Genomic DNA, 20,486 nt, shown 5'->3' on the forward strand with positions numbered 1-20,486 from the left:
TCCATTTCCTGACATATCGTGAAATGGAGCCAGCCATGCGTGTCGCCCTCGCCGGTCTCGCCACCAGCCACCCCTTCACCGACGCCCGTACCCTGGCCCGCCACGCGGACCTGCTGGTGTGGGAGGAGGACCCCGAGCGGCTGAGCCGCTTCACCGAAGAAAATCCCGGCGCCAAGGTGCTGCCGAGCCTGGCCGCGCTGCTGGCCGCCGAGCCCGACGGCGTGGTGCTGACCGTGCCGAGCCCGCGCGTGCCCGGGGCGCTGGCGGCCGTGCTCGACACCGGCGCGGCCTGCTTCGTGAACAAGCCCGCCGTCGCCACTCGCGTCCAGCTGCGCGAGCTGGACCGGCTGCGGATCCACGACCGCGTGCTGTCCAGCTCGGTGCTCCGCTTCGCCCCGGCCTTCGCGGGGCTGCGGGTGGACCCCGTCGACGTGCTCGCGGTCCGGGCCACCGTACGGCATGACGTCGGCCTCTGGGCCAATGGCTACAACGCCTGGCAGGACACCCCCGGCGAGGGCGGCGGGACGCTGGTGACCATGGGGATCCACGGCGTGGAGTTGCTGGTCGCGCTGTTCGGCGCGGACGTACGGCTGGCCGGCGCGGCCTCGGCCACCAGGCACTACGCGGGCCTGCGCTCGGAGGACACCGGCGTCATGGCCCTGCGCTGGGACAGCGGCGTCACGGGCACGGTCGAGATCCTCGGCGTCTCGGATGAGGAGTCCTACTCCGTCACCGTCCATCGGCGCGGCGGCACCGACACCGTCGTGATCGAGGGCGGCGACGACCACGTCAAAGGCCTGGGCTACGAGGGGACGATCGAGGCGTTCCTGGCCATGATCGGGGGCGCGCCGAGCCCCGTCCCGTGGGCGCAGACCCGGGCCATTCTGGAGGTACTGGTCGCGGCCCGCGAAAGCACCCAATGACCGGCGCGTGAGAGCGCCCTACGACCAGCGCGCGAACCACCCGTTGACCGGCGCCCGAGGACGCCCGCCAACAGGCGTCAGAGGGCGCCCATTGACAGCCGAACTCCGCCGCAGTTACGGTCTGGACCGTAAATGACGTAACGGAGGTAGACCGCGTGCGGACGACAGCGGAACTCGAGGAACGGCTGGCGCGGCCGAACGCCGCCCTCGTCGACGACCTGAGCAGGCTCGACGGCGACATCCTGATCCTCGGCGCGGGCGGCAAGCTCGGCCCGAGCCTGGTCCGGCTGGCGCTCAACGCCACGCGTGGCGACCGGCGGATCATCGCGGTGTCCCGGTTCTCCGAACCCGGGCTGGCCCGGGCGCTCCAGGACGACGGCGCGACCGTGGTGGCCGCCGACGTGGCCGACGAGGGGGCGCTGCGCGACCTGCCCGACGCCCCGAACGTGGTGTTCCTGGTCGGCGCCAAGTTCGGCACCGAGGGGCGTGAGCACGCCACCTGGTTCACCAACGCGTACCTGCCGGGCAGGGTCGCCGACAGGTTCAGGGACGCCAGGATCGCCGCCCTGTCCACCGGCAACGTCTACCCGCTGGTCCCCGTGGGCGGCGGCAGCACCGAGGGCTCGCCGACCGGGCCCGTCGGCGACTACGCGATGAGCTGCCTCGGCCGGGAGCGGGTGCTGTCGCACTTCGCGGAGGCGTACGGCACGCGCATGTCGCTGCTGCGGCTCAACTACGCCGTCGAGCTGCGCTACGGCGTGCTCGTCGACCTGGCCGGGAAGATCCTGGCCAGGGAGCCGATCGATCTGGCCACCGGCCAGGTCAACGTGGTCTGGCAGGGCTACGCCAACGAGGTCGTGCTCCGCTCGCTGCTGCTCGCCGAGTCGCCGCCGTACGTGCTCAACGTGACCGGACCCGAGCTGGTCTCGGTCCGGCAGGCGGCGCTGGACCTCGGCGCGGCGCTGGGCAAGGAGCCGGTGTTCTGCGGCGAGGAGGCGCCCACGGCGCTGCTGTCGAACGCCGGCAAATGCCACCGCCTGTTCGGCTACCCCGAGCTCACGCCCGCCGAGCTGATCGAGCATACGGCGCGTTGGGTGGCCGACGGCGGCCCGCTGCTCGGCAAGCCCACCAAGTTCGAACGCCGTGACGGCCGCTTCTAACCGCGTGCCCGGCCCATTGACCCGAGGGGGATCCGACGTGCTCAGCACGATTCCAGAGGCGCAGACGTCCGTGCGCGAGCTGTTCCGGCGCGGCCTGGTGATTCCGGCGCATCCGCTGGCGTTGACCGAGGACCGGAAGCTGGACGAGCGGCGGCAGCGGGCGCTGACCCGCTATTACGTCGAGGCGGGCGCGGGCGGGCTGGCGGTGGGCGTGCACACCACGCAGTTCGCCATCCACGGCACCGACCTGTTGCCGCCGGTGCTGGAGCTGGCCGCGCGGACCGCGGGGGAGTACGAGCGCGAGGTCGTCCTCGTTGCGGGCGCGACCGGGACCACGCGGCAGGCCGTGGCGGAGGCCGAGCTGGCCAGGTCGCTCGGCTACCACATGGTGCTGCTGAGCCCGTGCCGGGAGCTGGACGAGGACGGGCTGATCGAGCGGGCGCGGGCGGTGGGCGAGGTGCTGCCGGTCATCGGCTTCTATCTGCAGACCGCGGTCGGCGGACGCCCTTTGTCACGGAATTTCTGGACCCGGTTGGCGGCGATCGAGTCCGTGGTGGGCATCAAGGTCGCCCCCTTCGACCGCTATCGCACGCTCGACGTGCTCCACGGCGTGGTCCGGGCCGGTCGCGCGGCCGAGGTCGCCCTCTACACCGGCAATGACGACCACATCCTGGCCGATCTCGTCACCACCCACCGGGTGGTCGTGGACGGGCACGAGGTGGAGATCGAGTTCGTCGGCGGGCTGCTCGGTCAGTGGGCGGTCTGGGTACGGCGGGCGGTCGAACTGCTGGAGGAGGCCAAGCTGGCCCGCGCGGGCGACGACACGGCCATGCGGCGGCTGCTCACCCTCGACGGTCACCTCACCGACGCCAACGCCGCCATCTTCGACTCGGCCAACGCCTTCCACGGCTGCATCCCCGGCATCCACGAGGTGCTGCGCCGCCAGGGGCTGCTGGCGGGGCGCTGGTGCCTGGACCCGGCGGAGGAGCTCTCACCGGGCCAGCTCGCCGAGCTCGACCGGATCTGGGCCGCCTACCCGTGGCTTCGGGACGACGACTTCGTCAGCGCCGGCCTGTCCCGCTGGCTCGCCTGACCCTCATGCGAGCCAGTGAGAAGGCAGCCCCCGAGTCCGCCGCCTCAGAGCGTGAGGCGGTACAGGGTCAGGGGGCGGCCGCTGGAGCCGCTGGTGAGGTTGCCCGTGCGCTCGGCCAGCCCGGCCAGCTCCAGCCGGTGCAGCATGCGCCGGGCCGTGCGCTGCTGGACGTCGAGGCGGTCGGCGATCTCCCTGGTGGTGAGCGGCTCGTCGCCCGCCGCCGACCGCGCCTCCAGCAGCCGCTCGATCGTCGCCACCGACAGGCCCACGCGGCGGGCGATCACCGAGAGGTTGCGCTCCGACTCCGGGACGCCGGATACCGACTCCAGGACGATGTCGGTGTCGGCGCGCAGCGACAGCACCGCCGCGACCTCGCCGATGCGCCGGGCGCGGGCCAGGGCCCGGCGGGCCAGGCTCTCAGCCTCCGCCGCGCTGCGGCCCAGCCCGAAACCCACGCGTACCACCTGATTCTGCGCCGCGAGGCGGCCCAGCATGGGCAGGCCGGTGAAGCCGCCCGTGGCGTCGTGCAGCGGGCCCCGGGTGGTGACCAGGAGATGGGTGCCGCCCCGGAAGGCGGCCAGCGTGCCGCCCAGCGCGGTGGCCTCGCGCAGCAGCCCCTCCTCGTTCTCGACCTCGATCAGCCCGAGCGCGATCTGCGCGTCCTCCTGCGCCTGCCCCTCGGCGGTCAGCAGCAGCTGGCGCAGCGCCACCCGGACCGAGTGGACGGACGGCGCCAGGCGCAGCACGTGCATCTCGCCGCGCAGCGCCTCGTGCACCGAGCTCAGGCAGGTGATCACCGGATGGGCGGGGCCGCGCCGGTGGAAGGCGATCGCCTTCTTGGAGGTCATCTCCGGCCGGTAGGGCAGCGTCCTGAGCGTGTCGGCGGGCAGCCCGGCCTCGGCGAAGGTGGCCACCACGTCGGCCGCGGGCAGCGTGTCGATCGACAGCCCGGTGACGTCCTGGCCCTCGTGCTGCAGGCGTACCAGGGCGCTGAGCAGCGTCGCGCCCGAGTAGTCGACGAACGCGGCGGCCCGGCTCAGCACCTCGGCGTCGCGGGAGAGCATGTACGGGACGATGCCGGTGAACAGCCACCCCTCCACGGCGGCGGCGTGCGCCTCGACGATCGCGGGCGCCTGCGACTCGTGGTCGTAGTCGAGGCGCAGCGCGGTGACGCCGGGCTGCTCCTCGCAGGTGGCCGCGACGTCGTCGACCAGGTCATGCGGGCCGACGACCCCGATGACGATTCCCACCCACGCCTCCCTCTCGCTGTTTTCGGTCAAGACCGCAATTATAACTTGTGAGGTGCCCCTGTGAAGTTCCCGTCCATGGCCGAGGCCGCCGGCCGTACGCTCGGCGACGAAGAGGTGGCCGCCGCGACGCGGGCGATCCGCTCGGGCATGCTCAGCTCCGTCTGGGGGACCGAGACCAGAGCGCTCGAACGCGAGGTCGCCGCCTTGTACGGCGTGCGCCACGCGGTCGCGTGCGGCTCCGGCACCGCGGCCCTCCATCTGTCGGTCGTGGCGGCTGCGCCGGACCCCGGAGACGAGATCATCACGACGCCGATCACCGACTTCGGGACCGTGGCCCCCATCCTGGCGCAGAACGCGGTCCCTGTCTTCGCGGATGTGGATCCCTCGGACGGCAATCTCGACCCCGGCGCGGTGGCCAAGCTGATCGGCCCGCGAACGCGGGCGATCATGGCCGTGCACCTGTTCGGCGCGCCCGCCCGCGTGGCCGAGCTGCGGGCGCTGGCCGACGAGCACGGCCTGGCGCTGATCGAGGACTGCGCCCAGGCGTGGCTCGCCGAGCTGCCGGACGGCCGCCGAGCGGGGACGCTGGGCGACGTCGCCACCCTCAGCCTGCAGCAGTGGAAGCACATCACCTGCGGCGACGGCGGCCTGGCGCTCACCGAGGACGACGAGCTGGCGCGCCGGATGCGGCTGTTCGCCGACAAGGGCTGGGACCGGGCGGCCGGGCGCTCGCACGCCGGTTTCGGCCTGAACTACCGCATGACCGAGCTGCAGGCCGCCGTGGCGCGGGCCCAGCTCGCCAAGCTGCCCGGCGTCGTCGCGGCCCGCCGCCGCACGGCCGTACGGCTGCTCGACGCCCTTCAGGGCCTGCCAGGGGTACGGCTGCCGCGCCCGGAGGGGCACGCCTGGTGGCTGTTCCCCCTCGTGCGGCCCGAGGGTGACGCCCGGGAGCTGGCCGCGCACCTGGCCGCGGCCGGGATCCCCGCGCGGGCCGGCTACCTGGAGGAGCCGCTGAACCGCGCCCCGCTGTGGGATCGGCCCATCTACGGCTCCTCGCGCTACCCGCTCGACGGCTACGTCCCGAACCCGTGCCCCGAGGCCGAGCGGCTGGTCGCCGAGACGCTGCTGATCATCGACTGGAACGAGAACTACACGGCCGAGCACGCCGACGCCGTCGCCCGCGAGATCACCCGATTCATCGCGCGTTAACGGTGGAGGCCGTAGTTACGTTCAGGTATCGCCCATTGACCGCACGAGGTCCTCGTTACTAGGTTTCGGTCAGGACCGGTATTACGTGAAAGGAATCCGCCGATGAGGAAGACAGCGGCACTCGGCCTGACGGCCGCCCTGGCCCTCGCCGCCGCCGGGTGCGGATCCAGCGGCTCGGACAAGAGCACCGTGACCCTCTGGATGTACCCCGTCATCGGGGACCAGGCCAAGAGCCAGGCGTTCTGGGCCAAGGTCGAGAAGGACTTCGAGGCCAAGAACGCGACGATCGACATCAAGATCGACCAGCAGCCGTGGGAGGGCCGCCAGGAGAAGGTCACGACGGCACTGGTCTCGAAGAAGGGCTTCGACCTCGTCGTCCTGGGTCCCGACCAGATCCCGCAGTACGCCCAGCAGGGCACCATCGACGCCGTCGACGACGTGGTGGGCAAGGACAAGGCGGCCTACCTGCCCAGCGCGCTCACCGCGCTGACCGTGAACGGCAAGCTGTACGGCGTGCCGATCTACCAGACGATCACCGCGCCCATCTACAACAAGAAGCTGTTCGCCGAGGCGGGCGTCGACAAGGTGCCCGAGACGCTGGCCGAGCTCAAGGCGGCGGCGCCCAAGCTGGCCGCCAAGAAGGTCGCCGTGCTCGACTACCCCGGCAAGCCCGAGGTCAGCCTCAACCAGAGCTTCTATCCCATCCTTTGGGCCAACGGCGGCAGCGTCTTCGCCCCCGACGGCAAGAAGGTGGCCTTCAACAGCCAGCAGGGCGTCGACAGCCTGCAACTGCTGCTCGACCTGAAGGCCGCGGGCGGCCTGCCCGAGGACACCGCCAGCAAGGGCAACGAGGTCGAGGGCGGCGCCCTGGCCAAGGGCAAGAGCGCGATGTACCACGCGGCCACCGCTCTGCAGGCCACCCAGCTCGGTGCCGCGATCGGCGCCGAGAACGTCGGCATCGGCCTGCCGCTGGAGGGCGTCAAGCGGGTCGCGTTCGGCATCCCGGGTGCCCTGGTGCTGGCCAAGCACGCCGATAACAAGGACGCGGCGAAGAAGTTCGCCACCTACCTGTCCTCGCCCGAGGTCGCCGCGAGCCTGGCCGCGGAGTCGGGCTTCTTCCCCGCCCGTACCGACGTGACCGTGCCGGGGCAGTCGGCCGCGGCCACGGAGTTCGCCAAGTCGCTGCAGTACGCCTTCCCCGGTGACACCCACCCGAAGGCCCGCCAGGTGATGGGCGTCATCGCCCCGCACATCCAGGCGGCCCTGCTCGGCAAGGAGGACGCGAAGACGGCGCTCGACGCGGCGGCCAAGGAGGCCGACGCGCTGCTGGGCAACGGCGGATAGGGATGCGCCAACGCCTGCGTGACCCGGTCACGGGCCTGCTGTTCGTGCTGCCCGTGCTGGTGCTCTTCCTGATCTTCCGGATCTTCCCCGCCCTCGGCGCGGCGGGGATGAGCCTGACCAACTGGAACATCGGCGGGGAGTGGAGCTTCGTCGGCGCGGACAACTACGCCCGGCTGCTCGACGACACGATCTTCTGGACGAGCCTGCGCGTGACGCTCGTGTACGTGGCCGTCTACGTGCCGCTCACCCTGCTCGTCTCGCTCGGCACGGCGTTGCTGCTGAACCAGGTCGTGTTCCTGCGCGGCCTGTTCCGCGGCATGCTGTTCCTGCCGTACGTCACCAGCTTCGTGCTGGCCGGCGTCATCTGGCGGTGGATCTACGAGTTCGACGGCCTGATCAACGGCATCCTGGGCAAGGCGGGGCTCGGCCCGGTGGCCTTCCTGGAGCAGTCGTCGCTGGTGCTGCCGGCCCTGGCCGTGGTGTCGGCGTGGAAGGGCTTCGGCTACTCCATGCTGATCCTGCTGGCCGGGCTGAAGGCGATCCCCGGCTCCTACCTGGAGGCGGCCCGGGTCGACGGGGCCTCGGCGTGGCAGCGCTTCCGCCGGATCACGCTGCCGCTGCTGAAGCCCGCGCTCTTCTTCGTCCTGGTGATCGAGACGATCAGTGCCTTCCAGACCTTCGACACCGTCTACGTGATGACCGGTGGCGGTCCGGCCAGGGCCACCTACACCCTCATCTACGGCATCTACGACCACGGCTTCAGATCCTTCGACTTCGGCTACGCCGCCACGTGGGGGATGGTCCTGTTCGCCCTGGTGCTCATCGTGTCGCTGATTCAGCGCCGCTTCCTGGACCGGGGGAACACATGACGCGCATGCGGCAGAGATGGCCGCTCGTCGCGCTGCTCGGTGTGCTGTCGGTGCTGACCGTCAGCCCGTTCGCCGCCATGCTGATCGTCGCGCTGTCGCCCGCGGGCGCTCCGACCCTGCCCGCGCAGTGGCCGGACTCGCTCACGCTCGACAACCTCACGCGGGTGCTGTCCGCCTCCGGCTTCGTGGAGTGGACGGTCAACTCGCTGGTGTACTCCGTGGTCTCGGTGGTGATCATCCTGCTGACCGCCTCGATGGCCGGGTACGCCTTCGCCAAGAAGCGCTTCCCCGGCCGCCAGGCGATGTTCTGGACGTTCCTCGCGACCATGATGGTGCCCTTCCAGGCCACCCTGATCCCGACGTTCGTGCTGGTCAACAGCCTGGACGGGGTGGACACCTTCTGGGGGCTGATCGTGCCGACGCTGGCCAACTCGCAGGCCGTGTTCCTGATGCGGCAGTTCATCATGGGGCTGCCCGACGAGCTGTTCGACGCGGCCAAGGTCGACGGCGCCTCCGAGCTGCGGGTCTACTGGACGATCGTGGTGCCGCTGACCCGGCCCGTCCTGGCCACGCTGGGCGTGTTCGTGTTCCTGTGGCACTGGAACGACTTCCTGTGGCCGCTGGTGGTGGGGCAGAGCGACGCCACGCGTACGCTCACCGTCGGCCTGACCACGCTGCGGACCGAGGAGATGCAGCTGTCGGTGCTGATGGCGTCGGCGGCGATCTCCGTGGTGCCGTGCCTGCTGGTCTTCTTCCTGTTGCAGCGGTACCTGGTCAACAGCATCGCGATGACTGGGCTGAAATAAGCTCTCTCAGGTGGATATTTCGGCACAAGTCCTCCGTGATCGTCTTCGCGGCGCGCTGCTCGCCGCCGCGGCCACCCCCATGACGGAGTCGGGCGAGGTGGATCTCGGCGTGGTGTCGCGCTACCTCGCCGGGCTGGTCGAGGACGGTGCCGACGGGCTGGCGGTGCTCGCGCACACCGGCCGCGGGCCGTACCTGAGTCCGGACGTACGCGCCGCCGTGATCGAGCGCGCGGTCGCGCTCGGCGTGCCGGTCATCGTCGGCGTCGGCGGCTCGCCCGAACCTACCGGCGTGCCGAACGGGGCCGGACCGCCGGAACCGCCCGGCGCGGCTGAGCCTTTCGCCAAGGCCGCGGAGGAGGCGCGGGTGGCCGCGAGCCTCGGAGCGCACGGGGTTCTGGTCTTCCCCGCCGAGGGCGACCGTCTGGCCGGGCACGACGCGATCTGGCGGGCGGCCCGGCTCCCCATGATCGCCTTCGACCTCTACACCCGGCCCTGCCCACCGGACACCATGCGGGACCTCCTCCGGCACCCAGGCGTGGCGGGGCTCAAGACCGCGCTGTTGTCCGACGCCATGGGCTGCCAGCGGGCCATCACCCTCGCCAGGCAGCTGGGCAGGCTGGCCCTCACCGGCGAGGACCGCATGTTCGGCCCGTCGCTCCTGTGGGGCGCCGAGGCCGCCCTGGTGGGCCTCGCGGCCGCGTCGGTGGAGGTGACGGCCGCGGTCATGGACGCCTACCAGGGCTCGGACCTACGGGCCTTCGACGCGGCGTCGGCCCGCCTGGACCGTCTGGCCACGGCCACCTTCACCGAGCCCATGGAGGGCTACGTGCAGCGCATGCTGTGGCTGGCGGCGGCCGAGGGCCGAATCCCGGAGTCCCACGCCCACGACCCATACGGCCCGTCCCTGCCGGAGCAGGAACGGGCAACGGTGGCGAGGACGGCAGGTTCCGACTGCTGATTTTACAATCAGTGAATCTCAGTTTCTCTGAGGTTCTATCGTGGTCGTGTGAAGCTTGCCGAGTGGGCGGCGCGCAATGCCATGCACTATCAGACGGCGTGGACGTGGGCGAAAGAAGGCCGTATGCCGGTCTCTGTCACCCAGATTCGGTCCGGTACATGGCTGGTGGCCGATCCCGCTCCGGAAGCGTCGGGCGCGGTCGTCGCGTACTGCCGGGTGTCCTCGGTCGGCCAGAAGGCGGACCTTGACCGGCAGGTCTCCCGCGTCGTTCGCGGGGCGACAGGGCTCAAGCGCAGGAAGCTGCATCGCCTGCTCGCCGACCCCGCCGTTACTGTCATCGTCGTGGAACACCGTGACCGGCTGGCCCGCTTCGGCGTCGAACATCTCCAAGCGTGCCCCCCCGGCCTCCGGCCGCCGCCTGGTGGTCCTTGATCCCGAGGAGAACACCAGCGATCTCGTAAGGGACGTCACCGAGGCTGCGACCTGGATATGCGCCCGCCTGTACGGGCAGCGGGCGGCGAAGAACCGTGCGGCCCGTGCGGTGGCGACTGGCGAGGTCGCGCGGTGAAGAGGTTCGAGCCGCGGCCCGGTTTCGTGGTGCAGGCATATCGGTTCGCGCTGGACCCGAACGCCGCCCAGGAGCGGGCTCTTCGCTCGCACTGCGGCGCGGCCCGAGCCGCTTACAACTGGGCGGTGTCCTGGGTGAGCGCCTCATGGTGGCAGCGCAAGGCTGAGCAGAGCTACGGTGTGCCCGAAGACGGGCTTACGCCGTGGCGGCCGTGGTCGCTGCCCGCGCTGCGCAAGGCGTTCAACGAGGCCAAGCGCACCGATGCGAGGTTCGCAACCTGGTGGGAGGAGAACTCCAAGGAGGCATACAACACCGGCCTGGCCGGCGCTGCCGCCGCGTTCGACAACTACGCCAAGTCGAAGAACGGCAAGCGCAAGGGCAAGCGTTTGGGCATGCCCCGGCACAAGGCGAAGCGCAAGGCCCGGCTTGCCTGCCGGTTCACCACCGGCGCCATCCGCATCGAGGCGAATGGCAGGCATATCACGCTGCCCCGGCTGGGCACGATCCGCACCCATGAGCCCACCGGCAAGCTCCTGGGCCGCGTCCTGGCCGGGACGGCGCGCATCCTGTCGGCAACCGTCAGGTTCGAGCGCGGCCGGTGGTTCGCCTCCTTCCAAGTAGAGGCCGAGCGGGAGGTCGGCGGCGTGGCCCGGCCTGACGTGGTGGTGGGTGTGGATCTGGGTGTGAAGGCGCTGGCGGTCACGGCAGACAGCCTCGGGCAGGTCCGGCACATCCCGAACCCGGCGCACTACGACACCGCCCTCAAGACCCTCAAGCGGCTCTCCCGTCGTGTTTCCCGCCGCCGGGGACCCGACCGGCGCTCCGGCCACAAGCAGTCCCGAAGGTGGCTCCAAGCCGATCAAGAGCGCAACCGCGTCCACCACCGCGTCGCCAATCTGCGCGCCGACGCCCTGCACAAGCTCACCACCGCCATCACCGCCGAGTACGGCACGGTGGCGGTGGAAGACCTCAACGTCGCCGGGATGCTCAAGAACCGGCGTCTGGCCCGGAAGATCTCCGACGCCGGGTTCGGGGAGATCCGGCGTCAGATCACCTACAAGAGCACGTGGAACGGTTCCCGGACCGTGACCGTGAACCGCTGGTATCCCTCCTCGAAAACCTGCTCGGGCTGCGGCGCGGTGAAAGCCAAGCTGCCGCTGCACGTCCGCGTCTTCACCTGCGGCGAGTGTTCTTTGGTCATCGACCGGGACGAGAACGCCGCACGGAACCTGGCCGCCCTTGCGGCGGCCTGCACCACTGGTACCGGAGTGGCCGGAGACCAGGACGCCGCCACGGCGTCGAAGCCTCGTGGAGCCGACCAGAAGACCCGCGCCACCCGACCCAGCCGCAAGGCCGGGCCGGGGCGGGCAGGTGGCGCAATCCCGCACCAGCGGGCGGAAACGAGAGACCGTACTCAGGACGCCGAAGCGCAACTCGCGCTCTGGTGACACCGTGACGGACAATCCGGGCCGTAATGCCCGGATTGCCGAGAGTCACTGAGATTCTTGGTAACGGTTACCTCGCCATGTAGGCGTCGGCGACGGTCTGCGTGACGGCGCTGCCGTCCTTGCCCTTCGCCTCGGCCTTGATCGTGATGCTGCCGGCCGGGTTGACCACCAGGACCTTGTAGGAGCCGCCCGGCGCCGGGAGGACCACGGCCGGCGTCCAGTGGGCGCCCTTGTCGGCGGAGGTCCAGACCCGCAGCGCGGACGCGCCGCCCTCGGCCTTGACGGTGAACGCGAACGGCCGGCCGGCCGCCACGGTGTCGTTGCCCGGCAGGTTGAGCTCGTACCGGAGCTGGATCAGCGGCAGCCGCGCGCACGGCTGCTTGTCACCGAAGAGCAGGCCGTCCAGGCACTGGTACGGGGCGCTGTCCTTGGCCGGGCGGGCGGATCGGAACGTCCAGGTGGACTCGACGCTGGTGCCCGCGTGCTTGCCGGTGAACCCGTCCTTCCACACATTGGTCAGCCGGTACGTGCCCGACCCGGCCGGCACGCCGTAGTAGGGCAGGCCGATCTCGTCGTACTGGGGCTGCACCTCCGTCTCGCCGCTGAACAGGTGGGTCTGCTCGTCGCCCGGCGCGCCCACGTAGGTGTGGCTGGGGTTGGAGGCGTCCGCGTAGTAGCCGAGGCCGAACGGCACGAGCGCGCGCACCCGCAGCCGGTCGCCCTGGCGGCAACCGTCGCAGAAGATCCCCGGGTCGACCCAGTCCGGCCGGTCCGGCCCGGTGGTGATCTGGGTGGGCATGAGGGCTTCGTTCCACTCCTCCCGCTCCTGGGTGGCGCGGGTGAACCCCCGTTCGGACATGGCCAGGCGAGTGGTGTCCGTGGCGGGGTCGCGGAACTGGTAGCCGCGCTGCCACAGCACCTCGCCGCCGGTCGTGTTGTAGTACTCGGTCCGGGTCACGGGCGCGTTGAAGAGGTGCGAGCCGCGGACGCTGAGCGGCTGGACGGGGATGTAGGTGTGGTCGACCTCGTTGAAGTTCGGGTACGGCCCCCACCTTCCCGCCTGCATGGGGAACTGGGCGTGGTAGGTGGTGTCGATCGCGGTCAGGTCGCGGGCCTTCGGGGCGAAGGTCAGGCGGCCGGCGGTGGTGCCCTTCACGTAGTAGGCGAGCTTGTACTCGAACGGGCTGGTCGGCTGGACGGTCAGCTTCCCGGCCGGGTACGGCTTGCGGGCCATGGCCTTGCCGAGGGCGTCGGCTTCGGCGCTGTCGAGCCACAGGAGGGGCAGCTTGTTCTGGGCGAGGTAGGCGTCGGCGCTGAGGATCCAGGCGAAGCGGTCGCTGGTGATCACACCCGCGGCCCCGCCCTTGATCGCCGTCTCCATGTCGGTCAGGAGGAGCTGCAGTGAGTCCCTGGCGGGGAGATAGACCAGCTTGCCGCGTATGTCCGCGCCGATGGTGGTCAGGCTCAGCGGCTGGTCGGCGGCGAACTTGGGCACCAGGGCGTCGTGCTCACTGACGTAGCGCGGATGCAGCGACAGGCCCGGCACGCTCAGCGAGACCTCCGGCGCCCGGCGGATCTGGTCGAACAGGAACGTGAAGGTGCCCACGGTCGGCTTGGACGTGACCGGCGTGACCCAGTAGTTTCCGGTGATGGCCGGTTCGTAGCTCAGCAGCGAGGCGCCGGCGTACATCCGCCCCGAGGCCGTCGTGCGGACGTTCATCGTGTTCAGGAACACCGGCTCCGACTCGCGCGGCGTGCTGATCCGCAACTGCTCGGTCTTCGTCGCGTCCAGGGTGATCGTGGTCTCGCCGGTGAGCTTGGTCTCGGGGGCGATCAGCAGGCCGTACTGGAGCTGGCGGGCCGGCATGGTGTACCACCACGGCTGGGTGCTGATGGAGTAGACGCCGCCGTGGGCGAGCTTCACGTCCACCTGCACCGTGCCGGGCACGTCGGTGGTCCGCCAGTTCTCGGTGACCACGGTGAGCGGCTCGCCGGCCAGGAGCGGATCGGTGTCGCTGACCCTGATCACGGACAGCGGTCCGGGGTTCAGCCTCGCCCACTCGGGCTTGCCGACGAGCTTGACGTGCACCGTGTCCATCTGGGCCTGCTTGCGGAAGGCGATGGGCGCCGTCAGCCGGTCGGTCCCGGCCGTCGCCGTCAGCCGGCCCTCGTACCAGCCGGGTTCGCCGAGCTTGGGCTCGATGGTGAGGTCCGCCGAGGCGGTGCCGCCCGCGGGCACGGTCAGCGACGACGGCGTGATCGAGGCCATCCCGGCGGGCGCCTGCGCCTCGCCGCGCGCCAGTGCCAGCGACAGGGACAGCGTGACGGGGTCCTTGCCGGTGTTGCGGTAGGTCACCTTCTTGGTGAGCGTCTGGCCGGTGTACGGGTCGGTGAACCCGGCCGACACCGCCGACAGGTCGTCGAAGACCTGCTGGGTGACGGCCCGGCCGATGTCCAGCCGACCGGCGCCCTGGTCGTACGGCGAGGTGGCGTCAAGGGGCTGCGCGGTGCCCACCAGGGCGGTCTTGAGCTGGTCGGGCGTCCAGTCGGGATGCTGGGCGGCCAGGATGCCCGCCGCGGCGGCCACGTGCGGCGTGGCCATCGAGGTGCCGGACGCCGCCGTGTAGTTGTCGTCGATCGGGCCGCCGCCCGGGACGCTGCTGCCCTCGCCGAGCGAGGTCCCGGCCGCGCGGGCCGCGATGATGTTCACGCCGGGCGCGGTGATCTCCGGCTTGATCGCGAAGTCGTCGCTCAGGCGCGGGCCGCGGCTGGAGAACGACGCGATCTTGTCGGCGGAGTCGACCGCCCCGACCGTGAGGGCGGAGGTCGCCGCGCCGGGCGCGGCCACGGTGAACCGGTCAGGGCCCGAGTTGCCCGCCGCGACCACGAACAGCGTGCCGTACTCGGCGGTCAGGTCGTTGGCCGCCTGGCTCAGCGGGTCGGTGCCGTCGGTCGCGCCGTTGCTGCCCAGGCTCATGTTGACCACCCGGGCGTGCTCGGTGGCCGCCTGCCACTCCATCGCCGCGATGATCTCGGAGTTGTTGCCGCTGCCGGTGTCGTCCAGCGCCTTGGCGATGGTCAGCCGGGCACCGGGCGCGACGCCCTTGTAGCGGCCGTTGGACGCGGCGCCGCTGCCCGCGATGATGCCCGCCACGTGGGTGCCGTGGCCGAACTTGTCGGAGACGTTGGCCGGGTCGCCGCCGCCGGGCCTGCCCGGCGGGACGAAGCTGCGCGCCTCGGCGATCCTGCCCTGAAGGTCGGGGTGCTGGGCGTCGATGCCGGTGTCGATGATGCCGACCGTGGCGCCGGTGCCGTCGAACCCGGCGGCCCACGCCTTCGGCGCGCCGATCTGCGGGTTGCTGACGTCGTCGAGCGCCTTGGCCTTGCCGTCGAGCCACACCTTGCGCAGGCCGTTCTCGAGGGCGGGGGCCGCCTTCGCCTTGGCCTCCGACGGGGTCGTCTCCCCGGTCACGGACTGCCAGAACGTTCGGGCCTGCTTCTTGTCGACCTTCAGCGCGGCGCCGTCGATGCTCTTCAGGACCAGCGCTTCCGCGCCGCCCTTCAGCGCCCGGGCCTTGCCCGCGACGTCGCCGGACTTCACCTGCGGCTGGTACTGGACGATGAGGGGCAGCCGATCGGCCTTGGCGTCGCCGTACCCGTTGACGGCCAGGTAGTCGACGTTGAACAGCTCCTTGTCCAGCAGGCCGCTGCTGACGTAAGGCCCGGCGTCAGCGGGGATCACGTAGTAGCCGTGATCGTCCTGCTGGGCCTGGTAGTTCGTCGCCTCATGGCCGTCGCGGGGGTCCACGACGACCGCCGCGCGGCCCGCGGCGTCCTTGGAGTAGGTGACGGTGTCCCCGGTGACCAGGGTGATCTTGACGGGCGCCGTACCCCGCGCCTTGACGGCGGCGGGCGCGTTGGCGGACCCGTTGGCGGGCGCCTCAGCGGGTGCGGCGGCGGGCGCGGCGGTGGCCGGTTCGGCTACGGCGACCAGCGGCACCGCCAGCGCGAACGCGAGTAAGGCCCCGAGACCGCGGCGCCGGGGGGTGGACAGCATGCGCACGGCACTCTCCTGTGCGGTGGAGATCGTTTCCTCGCTGACCTAATCTGGGAATCAGTCAGGGCACAAGTACGCCGGAGGGGCCAAAACCCGCCAGGTGGCGGTATCCCGCCATCGGTCAGAAGGGTGCCGCCATGCTCGAAGCGATCGGCCTGTCACCGGCCGAGAGCCGCCTGTACACGATGCTCGTCGAGAATCCGCGGTCATCGGCCGCCGAACTCGCCACGCACTGCGGGGTCTCGACGCCGCTGGCCGCGCGCACGCTCGCCGGATTCGCCCGGCGCGGGCTGGCCAGCCGCCTGCCCGGCCGCCGCGCCCGATACGTGGCGGTCGCGCCGGACATCGCCATCCGGCCGATGCTCAGCCGCCAGGAGGAGGAGCTGCACCAGGTGCGGACGGCCATCCACGAGCTCACCACGTCGTTCCAGCGGGCCTCACGCTACGCGGCGCATCCGGCCGAGCAGGTGGAAGTGGTCATGGGCACCGACAACATCATCAGCCGGGCGTACGCGCTCCAGGAGAGCGCGCAGAGCATGTTCCGCAACATCGACAAGCCCCCGTACGTCATGCCGGACCTGTCGGGCAATACGGAGCGCGAGCTGCGGATGCTCCAGGCGGGGGTCGACTACCGCAGCGTCTACGACCTGGAGGCGCTGGCGATGCCGGGCCGGCTGGAGTTGATCCAGGCCGCGGCGGCGCGTGGTGAGAAGGTGCGCGTGGTGGCGGACGCGCCGGTGAAGATCTGGATCGCCGACGACGCGCTCGCGCTGATCCCCATCCGCAGCGGGGCGTACGCGATCGACGCGGCGTTCATCCTGCACCACTCGGCGCTGCTGGACGCGCTGATCGCGCTGTTCGAGCGGGAGTGGCGGCGCGGCTTCCCGTTACGCGCGATGCCCCGGCCGCCCGCCGACGGTCCGGACGAGCTGGCCAGGGACCTGCTGGCGCTGATGGCCGGGGGACTGACCGACGAGGGCATCGCGCGGGCGCTCGGGCTCGGGCTGCGTACCGTGCAGCGCCGCATCCACGACCTCATGCAGGACCTCAACGCCATCACCCGCTTCCAGGCGGGGATGGCGGCGAGGGAACGTGGGTGGATCTGACGGTTTTCTGACGGCTCAGCGGCGGCCTGAGATGGCGATGCGGACCAGGTCGCGGCCGCGCACGCCGTACAGGGCCTTGCCGGAGGGGTCCAGGGCCAGCTTGGGCTCGCCGCCGAACCACTGACCGGCCAAGCCCTCGACGATCGTCTTCGCCGTGAACGTGACCAGGTCCAGCTTGTACACCTTGTCGCCGTCGGTGCAGTAGGCGACGCGGCCGGTGACGAACAGCTCGCCGCCCTTGGCGCCCACCTTCAGCGTCCTGGTGACCTTCTTGCGGATCAGGTCGAACTCGAACACCTCACCCGTGCTCGCCATGCCGTACAGGGTGATCGGGCCCAGCGCGAGGGAGGAGATGTACCGGGCGCCCGCGATCGGCTCGATCTGCCACAGCAGCTTCCGCTTGACCAGGTCGAACGCGGCCAGCCTGGCGCTCGTGGTGACGGGCGGCAGCCCGAGGCCCTCCTGGGTGGTGGTGCCGAGGTAGGCGGTGCCAAGGCGCGTGGCGACGGAGTAGACGGTCTGCCGCTCGACGGCGGGACGATAGGTCTCGTACGTGCCGGTGCGCGGTGAGTAGAGCGACAGCGCGCCGTTCATGTGGCCGGGCTCCGGCTGCGTGGGCATCACGACCAGGCCCGTCCGCGCGTCGTAGGCCAGGTCGCGCGGCCGGTCCTGCTGGTTGCCCGTACGGGCCAGCAGCTTCGGCTCCGCCTCGCCCGGCCGGTAGGAGTAGAGCGCGGCCTGGGTGTAGACACCGAGGTAGGTGGTGCCGCCGACGGTCAGCAGCGTCTTCGGCTCGCCCGAGATGCCCAGCCTGCTCACCTTGCCCGTGGCCAGGTCGTGGACATCGGCGCCGCCCTTGCCGCCCACGTAGACGCGGCGGCCGTCGGAGTGGACCGACATCGGCTCCTCCGGTGCCGCCTTGAGCCCGCGCTGCACCAGGTTGAGGTAGTCGAGGGTGCCCGTCGCCGGGTCGTACACGAAGACCGCGCTGTCCTGGATGCCGTAGACGCGCCCCTCGTGGGCCAGCAGCCGGTGCGTGAGCGCCTCGAAGTACGGCACGCCGAGCACTTCCAGCTTGCCCGTGGCCAGCTCGTAGCGGTAGAAGGTGCCCGAGGGGCGGCCGGAGAAGTAGACGTAGCCGTCGTGGATCAGCACCGCGACGACGTACTTCTCGCCCGGAGCCGTGGCCTTGACCAGCTTGTAGTCGCCCGGCGCGGCCTTGTCGAGGACGACCAGCTCGGCGAGGGAGTTCATGCCGCCGGCGATGTGCGTGTCGGAGATGTTCATGCTCGACACCCAGTCGCGGTCGGCCAGGGCGGCCGGGAGCAGCTCCCGCTTCTCGCCGGTCGCCCGGTCGATCGCGACGAGGTGGGCGTGAGAGCCGACGCCCGCGTAGACGTACTTGTCGTCGGCCTGGATGCTGCGCACGTACGCCTCGCCCGGGGCGGGCTGGCCCAGGTCGCGGCTGGTGCCCGTGGCCGGGTCGTACTCCCAGACGCGGCCCGGCTCCGACGTGCCCATGTAGACCTTGCCGTCGGGGGAGGAGGCCATGGTCCAGATGTAGTGGTCGGGGTATTCGGCGACCTTCGTCACCTGTCCCGCGACGGTGTCGACGCGGTAGAGGTCGGAACGGGCGTGCGTGCCCACATAGACGTCGGTGCCCACCCGGCACATCGCCCAGACACCCACGCCGGTGGGGATGTCGAAATGGGTGGTGACCGCATCCTTGGCCAGGTCGTAGGCGCCCACCACGTTGGGAGACAGGCCGCGGGAGCCCACGTACAGGACGCCGCCGACGAACTCGCCGTTGCCCAGCGGGCTGGCGACGCTCGCGGGTCCGAGACCCGTGACGGTGCCCTCGGGCTCGCGGCCGCTCCTGGCCTCCTCGCTCGACTGGGCTTCGGCGGTCCGGGCCTGCATGACCGGTACAGCGGTGAGGGAGGCGGCCGCGGCGGCCGCTCGCAGGAAACGACGACGGGGGATCATGTGCGGCTCCCTTGGTGAAGTTGCGCCGCACGCTATAACGGACCGGGCCGTAATGTCCAGATCGCGTTATGCGGTCTCCAGCCCGAACAGTTCCGCCGCGTTGCGCCACGCGATCCGCTCGGCCGTCTCGCCCGTGAGGTTCGCCGCGGCGACCGAGCCGAAGGCCGACGACGGGTCGATCAGCGTCGCGTCGGTGCCGAACAGCAGTTGCCGCGCGTCCACGTTCGCCGCCACCTCGGCGATGCGGCCCGCCGGGGCGTGGGACCAGCAGGGCTCCAGGTAGAGGCGGTCGCAGGCGCGGGCCGCCTCGATCGCGTACCTGAACCCGTCGGCGCCCATGTGCCCGGCGATCACCCGGAGCTCCGGCGTGTCGAGGCAGACCTGGGCCAGGTCGAGCACCGAGGGTCCCCAGGTGTGGACCAGCGCCGGGCAGCCCGCTGAGGCGACCAGTTCGAGAGCGTCGCGCAACTGGGGCGAGGTGGCGGACGAGCCCGTGTAGTCGGTGTGGATCTTGACACCGACGAACCGGCCGGTAGGCAGGTACTCGGCCAGATCCCGGACCGCCTCCTGAAGCCTGCGCGGGTTGATGGTGACATAGCCGTACAACCGACCCCGGCCGCCTCCACGTCCGCCATCCGGGTTGTCTTCGCGCCCGCTGTCCGGGTCGCCTTCGCGCGCGCCGATCCCGCCGCTTCCCTGGTCGTTGAGGGCGGCGGCCAGGGCGCGGTTGCCCGCCGGGGCGTCGTAGATGACCGCCTCGGTGGACGACACGATGGCCTGGTCGATGCCGTAGCGGTCCATGGTGGCGAGGGTCGCCCCGGCCACGTCCATGGTGAAGAACCAGGGGCCCCAATGGGCGTGGACATCGATGATCATCCGAGTAGCCTCCTGGCATTGCCGCCCGCCACGGCGGCCACCTCGTCGGGCTTCAGGCCGCTGGTCGCCAGCCTGAGCAGCGGGACAAGGGGTTCGTAGTGGGGGGTCCGCGAGCCGTACAGCAGCCGGTCGGCGCCGATCTCCGCGGCGACCGTCTCCAGCGCGTCGGGGGAGTTGAGCAGGCGGGTGGAGGTGTGGAAGCCGGGCTCGTCGGCGGCGGCCACCAGGAAGTCGCCCAGATGGTAGAAGTGCGTGTCGAGGAAGACCACCCTGGCCTCCAGCCCGGCGAACGGCTGCCAGAACCTGCGTACGTCGCCACCGGTCAGGACCGTCATATCCAGCCGCGCCGCCCGCCGGGCGACATGCCGGACCGACGGAAAACCGGCCTCCACACCCTGCTCGTCCGGAAACAGCCGGACCGCCCGCACACCCGCGGCCGCGAGACGGTCCATCTCCCGTCCCGCACCCACGGGATCCCGCAGGTCCACCACCCCGACCGGCACGAACACCGCAGACGAACCTCCGCCGGACGCCGCCACCGTGCCGGGCGCCGTCAGGTCATCGGCCGCGGCCAGCGTGAGGGTCGCGTCGTTGCCCGAGCGTACGTCGAAGAGCGCCGCCCGCAGGCTCGCCACCGCCCCCGCCCTGATCCGGTGCGCCGCCAGCATCGCCCGTACGGTGGCCGGAGTCCCGGGCGGCCCGTCGCGGTCCGGGTAGGCGCCCACGAGCACGTCGACGTCCAGGGCCACCTCCAGCCCACCGATCAGCCCCCAAGCGTCGAACGCCATACCGGTCTTGTCCCTAATCGCCATGAAGCCAATCATGCCATTGAC

General features: G+C 71.1%; 15 protein-coding genes and 1 pseudogene. 11 read left to right on the forward strand and 5 right to left on the reverse strand.

Annotation, left to right across the window (positions count from 1 at the left end):
- Positions 1–35: 35 nt before the first annotated feature.
- From AB0L53_RS14990 to AB0L53_RS15000, 3 genes are all read left to right on the forward strand, one after another.
- On the forward strand, positions 36–923 hold the full coding sequence (locus tag AB0L53_RS14990) for a Gfo/Idh/MocA family oxidoreductase (RefSeq protein ID WP_363993397.1): 888 nt from the start codon (positions 36–38) through the stop codon (positions 921–923).
- Between the two features lie 155 nt (positions 924–1,078).
- A complete protein-coding gene (locus tag AB0L53_RS14995; RefSeq protein WP_363993398.1) occupies positions 1,079–2,083 on the forward strand; it encodes an NAD(P)-dependent oxidoreductase in 1,005 nt (334 codons plus the stop codon).
- 37 nt (positions 2,084–2,120) lie between these two features.
- Complete coding sequence (locus tag AB0L53_RS15000; protein ID WP_363993399.1) at positions 2,121–3,176, forward strand: dihydrodipicolinate synthase family protein; 1,056 nt, start codon at positions 2,121–2,123, stop codon at positions 3,174–3,176.
- A 44-nt stretch (positions 3,177–3,220) separates the two neighbouring features.
- On the opposite strand, the gene AB0L53_RS15005 is transcribed toward AB0L53_RS15000, so the two are convergent.
- Positions 3,221–4,456 (reverse strand): hypothetical protein, encoded by a 1,236-nt coding sequence (locus AB0L53_RS15005; RefSeq protein ID WP_363993400.1) that lies wholly within the window; start codon positions 4,454–4,456, stop codon positions 3,221–3,223.
- Positions 4,457–4,486: 30 nt separating this feature from the next.
- On the opposite strand from AB0L53_RS15005, the gene AB0L53_RS15010 reads away from it, so the two are divergent.
- The 7 genes and pseudogenes from AB0L53_RS15010 to tnpB all read left to right on the forward strand — a co-directional run bounded on the left by AB0L53_RS15010 (position 4,487) and on the right by tnpB (position 11,628).
- The gene (locus tag AB0L53_RS15010; RefSeq protein ID WP_363993401.1) at positions 4,487–5,635 is read left to right on the forward strand and encodes a DegT/DnrJ/EryC1/StrS family aminotransferase; all 1,149 of its coding nucleotides are present in this window, start codon (positions 4,487–4,489) and stop codon (positions 5,633–5,635) included.
- 102 nt (positions 5,636–5,737) lie between these two features.
- A complete protein-coding gene (locus tag AB0L53_RS15015) occupies positions 5,738–6,979 on the forward strand; it encodes a sugar ABC transporter substrate-binding protein (RefSeq protein WP_363993402.1) in 1,242 nt (413 codons plus the stop codon).
- A gap of 2 nt (positions 6,980–6,981) precedes the next feature.
- Positions 6,982–7,848 carry a sugar ABC transporter permease gene (locus AB0L53_RS15020; protein ID WP_358537686.1) on the forward strand — a complete coding sequence of 289 codons (867 nt, stop codon included), beginning with the start codon at positions 6,982–6,984 and terminating at the stop codon, positions 7,846–7,848.
- A gap of 5 nt (positions 7,849–7,853) precedes the next feature.
- Positions 7,854–8,654, forward strand: a complete 801-nt coding sequence (locus AB0L53_RS15025) for a carbohydrate ABC transporter permease (protein WP_363993403.1) — start codon at positions 7,854–7,856, stop codon at positions 8,652–8,654.
- Between the two features lie 10 nt (positions 8,655–8,664).
- On the forward strand, positions 8,665–9,612 hold the full coding sequence (locus AB0L53_RS15030) for a dihydrodipicolinate synthase family protein (protein WP_363993404.1): 948 nt from the start codon (positions 8,665–8,667) through the stop codon (positions 9,610–9,612).
- A gap of 48 nt (positions 9,613–9,660) precedes the next feature.
- Positions 9,661–10,180 (forward strand): annotated as a pseudogene (locus tag AB0L53_RS15035) (recombinase family protein).
- The gene (tnpB, locus tag AB0L53_RS15040; RefSeq protein WP_363993405.1) at positions 10,177–11,628 is read left to right on the forward strand and encodes an IS607 family element RNA-guided endonuclease TnpB; all 1,452 of its coding nucleotides are present in this window, start codon (positions 10,177–10,179) and stop codon (positions 11,626–11,628) included. The pseudogene AB0L53_RS15035 and the gene tnpB overlap by 4 nt, the downstream one beginning before the upstream one ends.
- Before the next feature lie 67 nt (positions 11,629–11,695).
- Here tnpB and AB0L53_RS15045 read toward each other — a convergent pair whose 3' ends face one another.
- Entirely contained in the window at positions 11,696–15,685 is a 3,990-nt protein-coding gene (locus AB0L53_RS15045; RefSeq protein WP_363993663.1) for a S8 family serine peptidase, read from the reverse strand.
- 137 nt (positions 15,686–15,822) lie between these two features.
- On the opposite strand from AB0L53_RS15045, the gene AB0L53_RS15050 reads away from it, so the two are divergent.
- Positions 15,823–16,791 (forward strand): helix-turn-helix domain-containing protein, encoded by a 969-nt coding sequence (locus AB0L53_RS15050; protein ID WP_363993406.1) that lies wholly within the window; start codon positions 15,823–15,825, stop codon positions 16,789–16,791.
- Positions 16,792–16,806: 15 nt separating this feature from the next.
- On the opposite strand, the gene AB0L53_RS15055 is transcribed toward AB0L53_RS15050, so the two are convergent.
- The 3 genes from AB0L53_RS15055 to AB0L53_RS15065 all read right to left on the reverse strand — a co-directional run bounded on the left by AB0L53_RS15055 (position 16,807) and on the right by AB0L53_RS15065 (position 20,465).
- Positions 16,807–18,777: a hypothetical protein gene (locus AB0L53_RS15055; RefSeq protein WP_363993407.1), complete on the reverse strand. Its 1,971-nt coding sequence runs from the start codon at positions 18,775–18,777 to the stop codon at positions 16,807–16,809.
- Positions 18,778–18,843: 66 nt separating this feature from the next.
- Entirely contained in the window at positions 18,844–19,653 is an 810-nt protein-coding gene (locus AB0L53_RS15060; protein ID WP_363993408.1) for an amidohydrolase family protein, read from the reverse strand.
- On the reverse strand, positions 19,650–20,465 hold the full coding sequence (locus tag AB0L53_RS15065; RefSeq protein ID WP_363993409.1) for an amidohydrolase family protein: 816 nt from the start codon (positions 20,463–20,465) through the stop codon (positions 19,650–19,652). Before AB0L53_RS15065 ends, AB0L53_RS15060 begins: the two co-directional genes overlap by 4 nt.
- Positions 20,466–20,486: the final 21 nt, after the last annotated feature.

Source organism: Nonomuraea sp. NPDC052129 (assembly GCF_040680095.1).
Classification (GTDB): domain Bacteria; phylum Actinomycetota; class Actinomycetes; order Streptosporangiales; family Streptosporangiaceae; genus Nonomuraea.

Bases quoted from the DNA above. Each gene is read 5' to 3' on its own strand.
- AB0L53_RS14990 (WP_363993397.1), top strand. From the start codon at position 36: ATGCGTGTCGCCCTCGCCGGTCTCGCCACCAGCCACCCCTTCACCGAC.
- AB0L53_RS15015 (WP_363993402.1), top strand. From the start codon at position 5,738: ATGAGGAAGACAGCGGCACTCGGCCTGACGGCCGCCCTGGCCCTCGCC.
- AB0L53_RS15020 (WP_358537686.1), top strand. From the start codon at position 6,982: ATGCGCCAACGCCTGCGTGACCCGGTCACGGGCCTGCTGTTCGTGCTG.
- AB0L53_RS15025 (WP_363993403.1), top strand. From the start codon at position 7,854: ATGCGGCAGAGATGGCCGCTCGTCGCGCTGCTCGGTGTGCTGTCGGTG.
- AB0L53_RS15045 (WP_363993663.1), bottom strand. From the start codon at position 15,685: ATGCTGTCCACCCCCCGGCGCCGCGGTCTCGGGGCCTTACTCGCGTTC.
- AB0L53_RS15050 (WP_363993406.1), top strand. From the start codon at position 15,823: ATGCTCGAAGCGATCGGCCTGTCACCGGCCGAGAGCCGCCTGTACACG.
- AB0L53_RS15055 (WP_363993407.1), bottom strand. From the start codon at position 18,777: ATGATCCCCCGTCGTCGTTTCCTGCGAGCGGCCGCCGCGGCCGCCTCC.
- AB0L53_RS15060 (WP_363993408.1), bottom strand. From the start codon at position 19,653: ATGATCATCGATGTCCACGCCCATTGGGGCCCCTGGTTCTTCACCATG.
- AB0L53_RS15065 (WP_363993409.1), bottom strand. From the start codon at position 20,465: ATGGCGATTAGGGACAAGACCGGTATGGCGTTCGACGCTTGGGGGCTG.